Raw genomic sequence first — 12,666 nt, forward strand, 5'->3', positions numbered from 1 at the left:
GTTACCTTATTATTTTTTTGCAACTTCCGTGTGAATGTACTTCTTGCTGACATCGACGACGGCGATGTCACGGATAAATTCACGACCTAGAAGAACAGGATGACTCATTTGAGAGCGATCTGCCAATGTAAACTGCGCTTTTTCATGAATTTTTCCAAGTTTGACCCAAAGTTCAACCACGACTCGTCGCTCCAGTTCTTCATTGGTGGATTGACGAATTTTGACATGGCGAACCACGGGCGCTTCGATCCAGTTGTCATCATTTAACTCTGTGACACCATCGGAGAGGTGGAAGCGAACCCAGTTTTTGCCGTTGCGCTCAAACTCCGCAATGTCGACAGCATTGAGTGACGAGGTCGCAGCGCCGGTGTCAACTCGGGCGTCAAAACGTTGTGAGACGTTGTCTATGGTGACCGTCTCGATTTCTCCCAGCACAATGCGGTTACTTGGGTCAACCTTGACAATTTTCTGCGTGGGCGCTTTGGGTGTGGTTTGTGCTTTTCTCGGTGTGTTGACGCGTTTTTTCAGTTCACCCACCTCACCACCTAACACCAAGACTTGGCTCTCTAGGCTTTCGATGTAGTCGGACTGATTGCTCAGTTGTAGGGCGATGTTTTCGAGCTTGTTATTAAGAGAGGTTTCTTGCGCTGAAATCGCGGCGAGTGTTTCTTGATGGTACGGCTTTTCGTCAGTTGTCGCGCAGCCTGAAAGCACAGCAAGGGCGACAAGCGGAGTCAATCTTGAAAACATTAATCAACCTAAATTGGGCAGTAAAACAGAGATAAAAACAAAGAAATAGTCCCTTACTGACTGGGCGTATTAGGCGGCAGAAAGTAAGGGTTTGGAGAGTAACGATTCGATAGCAAAAATGCGTTAACGTATTGTCAAATCTTTAAGAAATTCGGAATTCCTAGTTGGGTTTCTTCGCCACTAAGATCGCACGTCGTGGCGCCGGATAGCCTTCCACGGTTTTGCTCGGATCGCTTGGGTCTAAATAGTCTGGCAATGAGTTATGCGTCATCCAATCGGTGGTGCGCTGTTCACCGGTGGTTGTGACGTTTTCATCCACAATACGCACCTGTTCAAAGCCAACCAGTTCCAGCCAGACTTTAAGCGCTTTGGCGGAAGGGAAGAAGTACACATTTCGCATCTGTGCATAGCGAGATGTCGGCACCAATACGGATGTTTCATCGCCTTCGATAACCAGAGTTTCGAGCACCAGCTCTCCGCCTGCCACCAATTGATCTTTAAGTTGGATCAAGTGATCAAGCGGCGAGCGGCGATGGTAGAGCACACCCATGCTAAAGACGGTATCAAAGGCTTCCAGTTTTGGCAGTTGTTCTATACCCAGCGGCAGAAGATGGGCTCGCTGATCACCGCCCATCAGTTTGCGAATCGCTTCAAACTGGATCAAAAACAGGTGTGATGGGTCGATGCCGACCGTAAGACGCGCGCCTTCGCCCAGCATGCGCCACATGTGATAGCCATTGCCACAACCGACATCCAGCACACTGCGATTTTTCAGTGGAGAGATATGAGGGAGGACACGATCCCACTTCCAGTCGCTGCGCCACTCAGTATCAATATGGATACCGTGTACGGTGTACGGCCCTTTACGCCAAGGGTGGAAGGTACGCAGTAAGTTTTCGAGTTTCTTTAACTCGCCCTCATGGAATGGCGTGTCATTGCTCAACGTCACCGAATGTTTAATATCGACTTGATCTGGCGCGCCTTCTGGGATCTTGTTCAGTGCTTTTAACCAGCGGCCAAAGTCACCGTGTTCGGCATTTTGCCAATCGGTCAACTGCTGTGGCAGAACATTCAGCCAAGGTTGCAGACGCGTGTCTTGAGCGATGAGTTGATAGAAATCGGCAAAATTAAACATGAAAACAAGGTCCTCGTTGATAAAGGCATGTCCCTAGATGTTTAAGGTTGCTCGCGGCCTCTAGGGACTCGGCGCGTGCAAATGTGAAAATGGGTGTCGTACAACACTATGCGTTGATGGACACCATATGCGCGTGATGACTACTTAATCGCGAACATAGAACCAAAGTTAAAACACTGAAACCAAACGTCAAAACTACTAAAGCCAATCTTGGCAAAGCGCTCTTTATGCGCTTTGATGGAATCAGGACGCATGACGTTTTCAATCGCGCTGCGCTTTTGGCTGATCTCGAGTTCGCTATAGCCATTGGCGCGTTTAAAGTCATGGTGCAAATCAATTAATAGCTCGTTGGCGCCGACATCATCAAAGACAAATTTCTCGGACAAAATGAGAATACCGCCAGGTCTTAAACCCGCGTAAATCTTCTCTAGCAAACTGTAGCGGTCTTGTGGTGAGAGAAATTGCAGCGTGAAGTTCAAGACCACCACAGACGCGTTGTCGATGTCGATGTGTCGAATATCGGCTTCAACCACCTCAACAGGCGTATCGCTGCGATAGGCGTTGACGTGCAGTTTGCATCGCTCAACCATGGCTTGCGAGTTATCGACAGCGACAATCTTGCAGCCTTCTTGCTGGATGTGGCGACGCATAGAGAGGGTCGCGGCACCCAATGAACAACCTAAATCGTAAATGTTGGAGTGAGGCTTAACGAAGCGCTCGGCCAACATGCCAATCGCTGAAATGATGTTGCTGTAGCCTGGTACCGAGCGCTGGATCATGTCAGGGAACACTTCTGCGACACGTTCATCAAACGTGAAGTCACCAATTTTGTCGATTGGCGCCGAAAAAATGGTATCTGGGTTGCTCTTAGGGTTCATCACACACTCTCGCTACGGCCGATGCAAACAGTCAAGCATGCCATCGTCAGATGTCAAAAAAGGCGCGTATTTTATGAGATCTTTGCGCGCTTGTCATGTGACTTAAAACATTGATATTTGCGCGTGGTCGCCTTGGCTTGGAAATGGCGCTAAATCGGGCAATGACACCTGCTGTTGCAAACGTCGATAGAGCTTCGCGGCTAGCTCGGGCGCAATCAGGTTGTCGGCGGTATGGATCATCAGGTAAGGCTGCTTTCCTTCACCTATCCACTGCGGCAATTTATCGAGCCAAGGAGTAAAAAAAGCGTCATTGAGTGGTTCATCAGGATGGCCAATAAAACGCACCATAGGATGCGCTCCGGTGGCAATGGCGTGCACGGGAACGCGCGGTTTCTTCTCTTGGGCATCAATTAGGGCAGCAAAAAAGGGGGAGCGCCTGTCTGGCTGAGTCGAAAAAACAGGGCGACTGTCCATAATGATGCGATCGCAATTGCGCTCCAGCAGCCACTGATTGAGTCGCTTTTCGGCGTCACCTTTGGCGAAAAAGGCGGGGTGGCGCACTTCAACACCGATGGGAAAGTCCGGTGGCAGCATGGCGCAGAAGGTCGTCAACTGTGAAAAGTGTTCCGGTCCAAAGGCAGCGGGGAGTTGAATAGTCCATTGCCCAATGCGCGGTATCAGTGGCGCCATAATGCGCATAAAGTCGGCGAGCAGTGCTTGGCAGCCTTGCAACTGATGCTGGTGGGTGATGGCTCTGGGAAGCTTAAAGGTAAAGCGAAAATCATCGTGCGTGGCGGCTTTCCAGTTGCTCACGGTCGATGGCGTTGGCGTGGCGTAAAACGTGGTGTTACCTTCAACGGTATGGAACACGTCAGCATACTTTTCAAGGCGTTGTGAGGCCTGCGTGCCACTACCATAAAACGCCTGCTGCCAGTGGTTGTTTGACCACATCGTCAAGCCTAATCTTAGCGGTAACTTGTCCATATTCCCCTCAATACGCATCGGATGTCTCTACTCTACGAGAGTTTTGAAGAAAAAGGTAATCTGGCGTTATAATCGGGTCAATTTGACGGCGAAATCGGCTTTTTTGGCCATTTGTTGGTGTAAAAATCATCAAAGCACGATAAAACGCAATAAATTGTCGCTGCAACAGTCGATTTAAAATGACTTTCAGCGTATAAATGGACCTTTGCTCTGGCGGCAGTCAGCTAGGGCGTCATCAACTTATTACTAGAGAGATTGGGAATTTCATTATGCGTACCCATTACTGTGGTCACCTGAACAAGTCCCTAGCAGGACAAACTGTAGAACTGTGCGGCTGGGTAAACCGTCGCCGTGATTTAGGCGGTCTTATTTTTATCGATATGCGAGATCGCGAAGGTATCGTACAGGTAGTGGTGGATCCAGACATGGCGGACGCGTACGAAGTGGCGAATACCCTTCGTAGTGAATTCTGTATCAAGCTAACGGGTGAAGTGCGTGTTCGTCCAGAAAGCCAAGTCAACAAAGACATGGCCACCGGTGAGGTTGAGGTCCTTGCGAAAGGTCTTGAGATCATCAACCGCAGCGACGTTCTGCCTCTAGACTTCAACCAAAAGAACTCGGAAGAACAACGTCTAAAATACCGTTACCTAGACCTGCGTCGCCCTGAAATGAGCGACCGCATCAAGCTGCGTGCGAAAGCGTCTAGCTTTGTTCGCCGTTTCCTAGACGACAACGGCTTCCTAGACATCGAAACACCTGTACTGACCAAAGCGACACCAGAAGGTGCGCGTGATTACCTAGTACCAAGCCGTGTTCACAAAGGCAGCTTCTACGCGCTTCCTCAGTCTCCACAGCTATTTAAACAGCTGCTGATGATGTCGGGTTTTGATCGTTACTACCAAATCGTTAAGTGTTTCCGTGATGAAGACTTGCGTGCTGACCGTCAACCTGAATTCACTCAGATCGATATCGAAACGTCATTCATGACCGCTGACGAAGTGCGTGCAACCACAGAGAAAATGGTTCGCGACATGTGGCTAGAGCTACTGAACGTTGACCTCGGTGAGTTCCCTGTCATGCCATTTAGCGAAGCGATTCGCCGTTTTGGCTCTGACAAGCCTGACCTACGTAACCCACTAGAGCTTGTTGATGTTGCTGACCTAGTGAAAGACGTTGAGTTCAAAGTCTTCTCTGGTCCAGCCAATGACGAGAAAGGCCGCGTTGCTGTGATTCGTGTACCGGGCGGTGCGTCACTCACTCGTAAGCAAATTGACGGCTACGGCGAGTTTGTTGGTATCTACGGTGCGAAAGGTTTGGCATGGATGAAGGTCAACGATCGCGCAGCGGGCATGGAAGGTATCCAATCTCCTGTGGCTAAATTCCTCAGCGAAGAGGTGATCAATGGCATCCTTGAGCGCACGCAAGCGGAATCTGGCGACATTATTTTGTTCGGCGCAGATAAAGCGAACATCGTGGCTGAAGCGCTGGGTGCACTGCGTCTGAAATTGGGCAAAGACCTAGAGCTGACAAAAGAAGGCACTTGGGCGCCTCTATGGGTTGTTGACTTCCCAATGTTTGAAGAAGACGACGAAGGCAACTTGCACGCGATGCACCACCCATTCACATCGCCTCTCGGTGTGACGGCAGAAGAGCTAAAAGCGAACCCTGCAGCGGCGAACTCTAACGCCTACGACATGGTACTCAACGGCTACGAAGTGGGCGGCGGTTCTGTTCGTATCCACAACGCGGAGATGCAAGCGGCGGTATTCGATATTCTTGGTATCGATGCGGATGAGCAACGTCTGAAGTTTGGCTTCCTATTGGACGCACTGAAATTTGGTACGCCGCCGCACGCGGGGCTTGCATTTGGTCTCGACCGTCTTGTTATGCTGTTGTGTGGTACCGAGAACATCCGTGATGTGATTGCGTTCCCGAAAACGACGGCAGCGGCTTGTCTATTGACCGACGCGCCTAGCCTTGCTAACCCTGCCGCGCTTGAAGAGCTAGCGATTGCAGTGACCGCAGCGAAAGATAAAGAGTAATCCCTTTACGGGTGACGAAACCAAAAATACCGCTCAATAGAGCGGTATTTTTTTATCCTAAGTTACTCTGAGAGGGTAACGAAGAATCATTTATAACAAGGGCAGTTACAAGTCGACGGTTTGCCACTCGCCTGGCTGCAAATCGCCTAAGGTGATGTCACCCATAGAGTAGCGCACAAGCCTAAGAGTCGGAAAGCCGATGTGCGCGGTCATGCGTCTGACTTGGCGATTACGACCTTCGATGATGGTGATGGCGAGCCAAGTCGTTGGAATCGAGGCGCGAAAACGCACCGGTGGGTTGCGCTCCCAAATATCAGGCGCGTCCATGCGTTCGATGGTGGCCGGCAGTGTCATGCCATCTTTTAATTCAACCCCTTGGCGAAGCTTATCGAGATCCGCGTCGCTCGGCTCACCTTCTACTTGTACCCAATAGGTTTTAGGGGCTTTCGATTTGGGCGAGGTCAGTTTGGCTTGGAAGATGCCGTCATTCGTCAGCACCATCAGCCCTTCACTGTCACGATCGAGTCTTCCAGCGGCGTACACATCTTTGACATCGATGAAGTCGGCTAGGGTTTTTCTTCCCTCCCCATCGGTGAACTGGCTCAAGGTGTCATAGGGTTTATTGAAGACGATCACCTTACGTTCTGATGGCGCGATCTTCGCTTTTTGACTTGGCTTTTTTCTGCGATGTTTAGACGAGCTGCGCTTGGCATCTTGCGCGCCAAACGGTCGTTTTAAACGTGTTTGACCGTTGCGTGGTGAAGCGGGCTGAGACTCGCGTCTTGAGCGTGGTGACATGTTAACTACCTTGCAAAAATGTAAACGAAGTGTGGGCGAAAGTTTCGATCTATCTCGAATTACGCTATGATGTGCGCGCCTCGAATCAGGATTGGCGCACAAGATAATAGACTATTTTGCCGATTTTGTTTAATTATAACGATTACGTTCTCATGGACGCCGAGTCAGCGAAACACAAAGTTTCAACGGCGATGGCCAAACAAAAAAAGAGACATCTAAATCGCAACAAGTGAGGGGATGACGATACCAAGGCAACTACATTCGTGTTGGTATTATCTACTTGTCGCGGACAGACCACAAAAGCCCATGCATCCAATGGGTTTGTCAGAACAAATAGGGAAATTTCATGCCTACAGAAAAGCCTACAATTATTTACACGATCACCGATGAAGCGCCAGCGCTAGCGACCTACTCACTACTGCCAATTATCCAGTCTTTCACTGCCTCCTCAGGCATTGACGTAGACACACGCGATATTTCACTCGCCGGTCGTATCATCGCGAGCTTCCCTGAGCACCTGACGCCAGAACAGCGTATCGGTGATGCGCTTGCTGAATTGGGCGAGTTGGCGAAAACACCTGACGCCAACATCATTAAACTGCCGAACATTTCGGCGTCTATCCCACAGTTAAAAGCCGCAATTAAAGAGCTGCAAGCCAAAGGCTACAACCTGCCGAACTACCCTGAAGAGCCAAGTACATACGAAGAGGAAGCGATCAAAGCGACCTACGACAAGATCAAAGGCAGTGCAGTGAACCCGGTGCTACGTGAAGGTAACTCTGACCGCCGTGCGCCGCTTTCAGTCAAGAACTACGCAAAGAAAAACCCACATTCAATGGGCGCGTGGTCAAAAGAGTCGAAGTCTCATGTCTCTAGTATGGATGACAAAGATTTCTTCGGTAGCGAGAAGTCGGTGACGGTCGAGCATGCGACCAAAGTGACCATCGAATTTGTCGCGAAAGACGGCAGCACAAAACAACTGAAAGCGCCGTTCGCCCTGCAAGATAAAGAGATCATTGATTGCGCGGTGATGAACAAAAACGCACTCGTGGCGTACTTTGAGCAAGAGATTGCAGACGCGAAGCAAAAAGATGTGCTGCTATCACTGCACATGAAAGCGACCATGATGAAAGTCTCTGACCCAGTGATTTTCGGTCATGCCGTGAAAGTCTACTACAAAGACGTGTTTGCTAAGTATGGTGAGCTGTTTGAGAAACTCGGCGTTGATGTCAAAAATGGTATCGGCGATGTGTACAGCAAGATTGAAGCCTTGCCGCAAGATCAAAAAGCCGAGATTGAAGCCGCGCTTCAAGCTGTGTATGAAACTCAACCACCATTAGCTATGGTCGATTCTGATCGCGGTATCACCAACCTTCACGTGCCAAGTGACATCATCGTTGATGCCTCGATGCCGGCCATGCTTCGTGCATCCGGTCAAATGTGGGGCCCTGATGGCAAACAGAAAGACACCAAAGCGATGATTCCAGATCGCAGCTACGCGGGTATCTACCAAGCGGTGATTGATTTCTGTAAAGAGCACGGCGCGTTTGATCCAACCACTATGGGTAGCGTGCCTAACGTGGGTTTGATGGCGCAGAAAGCGGAAGAGTACGGCTCACACGATAAGACCTTTATTCTCGACGCCGATGGTGCTGTCCGTGTTGTTGACAGCAACGGCCAGGTGCTGCTTGAGCAATCGGTGGAAGCGGGTGACATCTTCCGTATGTGCCAAGTGAAAGATGCACCGATTCAAGACTGGGTAAAACTTGCGGTGACACGTGCACGCGCAACCGGCGTCCCTGCGGTATTCTGGTTGGATGAAAATCGTGCTCATGATGCTCAGCTGATCAAAAAAGTGAATGCATACTTACCTGAGCACGACACCACTGGTCTAGAGATCAAGATCCTGGCACCACTTGAGGCGTGCAAATACTCGCTAGAGCGTATTAAAGAAGGTCTTGATACCATCTCTGTGACAGGTAACGTGCTGCGTGACTACTTGACGGACTTGTTCCCAATTCTTGAGTTGGGCACCTCGGCAAAAATGTTGTCTATCGTACCGCTAATGAACGGCGGTGGTCTGTTTGAAACAGGGGCGGGCGGCAGCGCGCCGAAGCACGTTCAACAGGTGGAAAAAGAGAACCATTTGCGTTGGGATTCCTTAGGTGAGTTTTTGGCATTAGCGGCGTCACTGGAACACCTCAGCGTCGTGACAGGCAATGCTAAAGCGCAAGTGCTGGCCGATGCCCTCGATAAGGCGACCGGTGAGTTCCTCGACAACAACAAGTCACCGTCTCGCCGAGTTGGCGAGCTTGATAACCGTGGCAGCCATTACTACCTTGCTAGCTACTGGGCAAAAGCGTTAGCAGAGCAGACCGCTGATGCGGATCTTGCGGCTGAATTTGCGCCGATTGCGAAGTCGTTACAAGACAACGAAGAGGCCATTATCGCTGAGCTCAATGGCGCTCAAGGTGTCACGGGCGATCTGGGTGGCTACTACGCACCAGCACTTGAGAAGGCCGCGACGCTAATGCGACCAAGCGCAACACTCAACAGCATCATTAATCGCTAATAGACTGGCGAACCGATAAACAAAAACCCGCTGACAAAGCGGGTTTTTTATTGCGTTTGATTTGCGGCGCCGAAGAATCGGGCGAAGTTTTTTGGCAGCGGTTATTTAGCTGGTTGAGCGTCCACTGGTGTCACCACGCTGGCGTGGTAGCCTTTGGGACCTTCTTCCACTTCAAAATTGACTTGTTGGCCTGCTTTCAGAGTACGATACCCATCCATTTGAATGGTTGAGTAGTGCGCAAACACATCACTCTCTTCACCTTCTGGACAGATAAAACCAAATCCCTTGGCATTGTTAAACCATTTTACTGTACCTGTAGCCATGCTATACATCCCTCATGCATTGTTTACTGACGTTGTTGGTGGTTACACGACCGATTTCAACTCCGCTCTATACTGCCGCCATTCCTGTTGCCATTTGATGACCGTCTAGCGCGGAATGTTGTCAAAATGTGACGTGTAAACAAAAAGTGAATTTCCATTCAGCCGCTGCCAAATTTTTACTCACTATTTGACCAATGTAGCCAATGATTGAACACAGTCAATAGAAAAAACGTATTACACTCTACATATTTGCAAACAAATCACTTTTGAGATTTACATTTTTGCAACGGTTTTCAATTTCTAGTCTACGGGGTGATTTTGACAATTTAGCGATTTTGCCTGCTTTTTAATCAATCAGATAGAGGGCTTGAGAGAATAAAAATCTTTTATTTGCAGGCTTGGAAATGGTGGATTAGTCTCTAAGTAAGCGTGAAATTTTTGTTGTGCTTAAATGGTCTAAATTACAAGAGCAAAATCTAAAACTTCTCTTCCATGAAGTGGTAAACTGAAACCAGATAAACCTAATTGTTGAAGAGTCATGAGCAAGCAGTTTGAATGGGTGACTCCAGATTCTGACTTACTGGAGCAAGAAAGAACAGAAATTAAGCCACCGTCCATGTATAACGTTGTATTGAACAATGATGATTACACCCCCATGGACTTTGTCATCGAAATCCTAGAGCGTTTTTTCTCTATGGATATTGATAAGGCAACTCAGGTGATGCTCAAAGTGCATTATGAAGGTAAAGCGGTCTGCGGCACCTACACCGCGGAAGTCGCTGAAACCAAAGTGGCGCAAGTCACAATGTATTCAAAGGAAAATGAGCATCCCCTGCTTTGTACAATGGAACAAGCGTAACGTTTGTTCGAGCAACCATCGTTGTTCTATTTAGGAGGTACTTATGCTGAACAAAGAATTAGAGTCGAGTCTAAACGGCGCGTTCTCACGTGCACGTGACAAACGACATGAGTTTATGACTGTCGAGCACCTCCTGCTAGCATTGTTAGAAAATGATGCTGCGCGAGAGGCATTGAAAGCCTGCCAGGCTGACATCGATGCACTTCGTGCCGAGTTGGACATTTTCATCGATCAAACCACCCCCCTGATTCCTGATAACGACGAAACCCGTGAAACGCAGCCAACGTTGAGCTTCCAGCGTGTGCTGCAGCGAGCCGTTTTTCACGTGCAATCGTCCGGTCGCAGCGAAGTGACTGGCGCGAATGTTCTCGTTGCTATCTTTAGCGAGCAAGAATCCCATGCTGCTTATCTGTTGAAGAAAAACGACATCAGCCGCTTGGACATCGTCAACTTTATCTCTCACGGCATTACTAAAGCGTCCAGTTCGGGTGATGAGTCCTCTTCATCGGATTCCTTTGGCAGTGACAGTGTCGAAGAGTCAGGCTCTGAAGAACGTCTAGAAAGTTTCGCGACCAACCTCAATCAAGTGGCGAAGCAAGGCCAAATTGACCCATTGATTGGGCGCGATAAAGAGTTAGAACGGACTATCCAAGTCCTGTGTCGCCGACGTAAAAATAACCCACTGTTGGTGGGTGAAGCGGGCGTTGGTAAAACGGCGATCGCGGAAGGCTTGGCGTGGAGAATCGTCGAAGGGCAAGTGCCTGAGATCATCGCCAACAGCGTGATCTACTCCCTCGATATCGGTTCGCTGCTGGCGGGCACCAAATACCGCGGTGACTTTGAAAAACGTTTCAAAACCATCTTAAAGCAGCTTGAAAAAGAGCAAGATGCCATCCTATTTATTGATGAGATTCACACCATCATCGGTGCGGGTGCGGCATCTGGTGGTCAAGTGGACGCCGCTAACCTCATCAAACCGCTCCTCAGCAGTGGCAAGTTACGCTGTATTGGCTCCACTACGTACCAAGAGTACAGCAACATCTTTGAAAAAGAGCGAGCGTTGTCTCGTCGCTTCCAAAAAATTGACGTGGTGGAACCTTCGCTTGATGACACCACTAAGATCTTGATGGGACTGAAACCCAAATATGAAGCGCACCACGAAGTGCGTTACACCAACAAAGCCTTGCGTGCGGCGGTTGAGTTGTCGGCAAAATACATTAACGAGCGTCATTTGCCAGACAAAGCGATTGACGTCATTGATGAAGCGGGTGCGCGCAGCCGTTTAGCCCCAGCCAGTCGACGTAAGAAAACCGTCGGTGTGGCTGACATCGAAGCTATGGTTGCCAAAATGGCGCGCATCCCAGAGAAATCGGTCTCCTCTTCTGACAAAGAAATTTTGCAGAACTTGGATGAGAAGATGAAGATGTTGGTGTTTGGTCAAGACGATGCCATCGATGCCTTGAGTGAGGCGATTAAGCTGACTCGCGCTGGGCTAGGTAACGACAACAAACCGGTCGGTTCTTTCTTGTTTGCGGGCCCAACCGGGGTGGGTAAAACCGAGGTCACTGTGCAGCTTTCTAAACTCATGGGTATCGAACTGCTTCGTTTTGATATGTCTGAGTATGGTGAGCGTCATTCGGTGAGCCGTTTAATCGGTGCGCCTCCAGGTTACGTTGGCTACGATCAAGGCGGTTTGTTGACCGATGCGGTTATTAAACATCCACACTCCGTTGTCTTGCTGGATGAGATTGAAAAAGCGCATCCAGATATCTTCAACTTGTTACTGCAAGTGATGGATAACGGCACACTGACGGACAACAATGGCCGTAAAGCGGATTTTCGTAACGTGATTCTTGTGATGACCACGAATGCGGGCGTGAAAGAAACCGAGAAGAAATCCATCGGTCTCATTCAGCAAGATCACAGCCATGATGCGATGGCAGAAATTAAGAAGGTCTTTACACCTGAGTTTCGAAATCGCTTGGATAACATCATCTGGTTTAACAGCCTGGATGAACATGTTATTCATCAGGTGGTTGATAAGTTCATCGTTGAATTGCAAGCACAGCTGGATGCACGCGGCGTTTCGTTGGAAGTCTCTGATGATGCTCGTCATTGGCTATCGCTCAAAGGTTACGATAAGGCGATGGGCGCACGTCCAATGGGTCGCGTGATCCAAGAGCAGTTGAAGAAACCTTTGGCGAACGAGCTGCTCTTTGGCTCCTTAGTTAACGGTGGCACAGTGAAAGTCGATCTTGATGGCGACGCGCTGACCTTCAAATACTTAGGCGAGCAAGAAGAAGCGGTCCACTAAATCCAAACACG

10 protein-coding genes are annotated in these 12,666 nt (G+C 49.3%); 4 read left to right on the forward strand and 6 right to left on the reverse strand.

The window, feature by feature from the left end:
- Positions 1-9 precede the first annotated feature (9 nt).
- The 4 genes from AC6R0R_RS04460 to AC6R0R_RS04475 form a co-directional block, all read right to left on the reverse strand.
- Positions 10-750 carry an ATP-dependent zinc protease family protein gene (locus AC6R0R_RS04460; RefSeq protein ID WP_500625833.1) on the reverse strand — a complete coding sequence of 247 codons (741 nt, stop codon included), beginning with the start codon at positions 748-750 and terminating at the stop codon, positions 10-12.
- A gap of 160 nt (positions 751-910) precedes the next feature.
- Complete coding sequence (cmoB, locus tag AC6R0R_RS04465) at positions 911-1,885, reverse strand: tRNA 5-methoxyuridine(34)/uridine 5-oxyacetic acid(34) synthase CmoB (RefSeq protein WP_334551001.1); 975 nt, start codon at positions 1,883-1,885, stop codon at positions 911-913.
- Between the two features lie 140 nt (positions 1,886-2,025).
- Positions 2,026-2,763, reverse strand: a complete 738-nt coding sequence (gene cmoA / locus AC6R0R_RS04470; protein WP_487902693.1) for a carboxy-S-adenosyl-L-methionine synthase CmoA — start codon at positions 2,761-2,763, stop codon at positions 2,026-2,028.
- Positions 2,764-2,865: 102 nt separating this feature from the next.
- Positions 2,866-3,747, reverse strand: coding sequence for a DUF72 domain-containing protein (locus AC6R0R_RS04475; RefSeq protein ID WP_500625834.1), 882 nt, complete (start codon positions 3,745-3,747; stop codon positions 2,866-2,868).
- 269 nt (positions 3,748-4,016) lie between these two features.
- Between AC6R0R_RS04475 and aspS the strand changes: the two genes are divergently transcribed.
- Positions 4,017-5,789, forward strand: coding sequence for an aspartate--tRNA ligase (gene aspS, locus AC6R0R_RS04480; protein ID WP_500625835.1), 1,773 nt, complete (start codon positions 4,017-4,019; stop codon positions 5,787-5,789).
- A 105-nt stretch (positions 5,790-5,894) separates the two neighbouring features.
- Here the strand turns inward: aspS and AC6R0R_RS04485 are convergent, their stop codons facing one another.
- The gene (locus tag AC6R0R_RS04485) at positions 5,895-6,587 is read right to left on the reverse strand and encodes a pseudouridine synthase (RefSeq protein ID WP_500625836.1); all 693 of its coding nucleotides are present in this window, start codon (positions 6,585-6,587) and stop codon (positions 5,895-5,897) included.
- A gap of 346 nt (positions 6,588-6,933) precedes the next feature.
- Between AC6R0R_RS04485 and AC6R0R_RS04490 the strand changes: the two genes are divergently transcribed.
- On the forward strand, positions 6,934-9,159 hold the full coding sequence (locus tag AC6R0R_RS04490; protein WP_500625837.1) for an NADP-dependent isocitrate dehydrogenase: 2,226 nt from the start codon (positions 6,934-6,936) through the stop codon (positions 9,157-9,159).
- Positions 9,160-9,260: 101 nt separating this feature from the next.
- Here the strand turns inward: AC6R0R_RS04490 and cspD are convergent, their stop codons facing one another.
- On the reverse strand, positions 9,261-9,482 hold the full coding sequence (gene cspD / locus AC6R0R_RS04495) for a cold shock domain-containing protein CspD (RefSeq protein ID WP_334550993.1): 222 nt from the start codon (positions 9,480-9,482) through the stop codon (positions 9,261-9,263).
- 538 nt (positions 9,483-10,020) lie between these two features.
- On the opposite strand from cspD, the gene clpS reads away from it, so the two are divergent.
- Positions 10,021-10,341, forward strand: coding sequence for an ATP-dependent Clp protease adapter ClpS (clpS, locus tag AC6R0R_RS04500; RefSeq protein WP_334550991.1), 321 nt, complete (start codon positions 10,021-10,023; stop codon positions 10,339-10,341).
- Between the two features lie 43 nt (positions 10,342-10,384).
- Positions 10,385-12,655 (forward strand): ATP-dependent Clp protease ATP-binding subunit ClpA, encoded by a 2,271-nt coding sequence (clpA, locus tag AC6R0R_RS04505; RefSeq protein WP_334550990.1) that lies wholly within the window; start codon positions 10,385-10,387, stop codon positions 12,653-12,655.
- Positions 12,656-12,666: the final 11 nt, after the last annotated feature.

It is taken from the genome of Vibrio sp. R12-SW3-ISO1 (assembly GCF_059834005.1).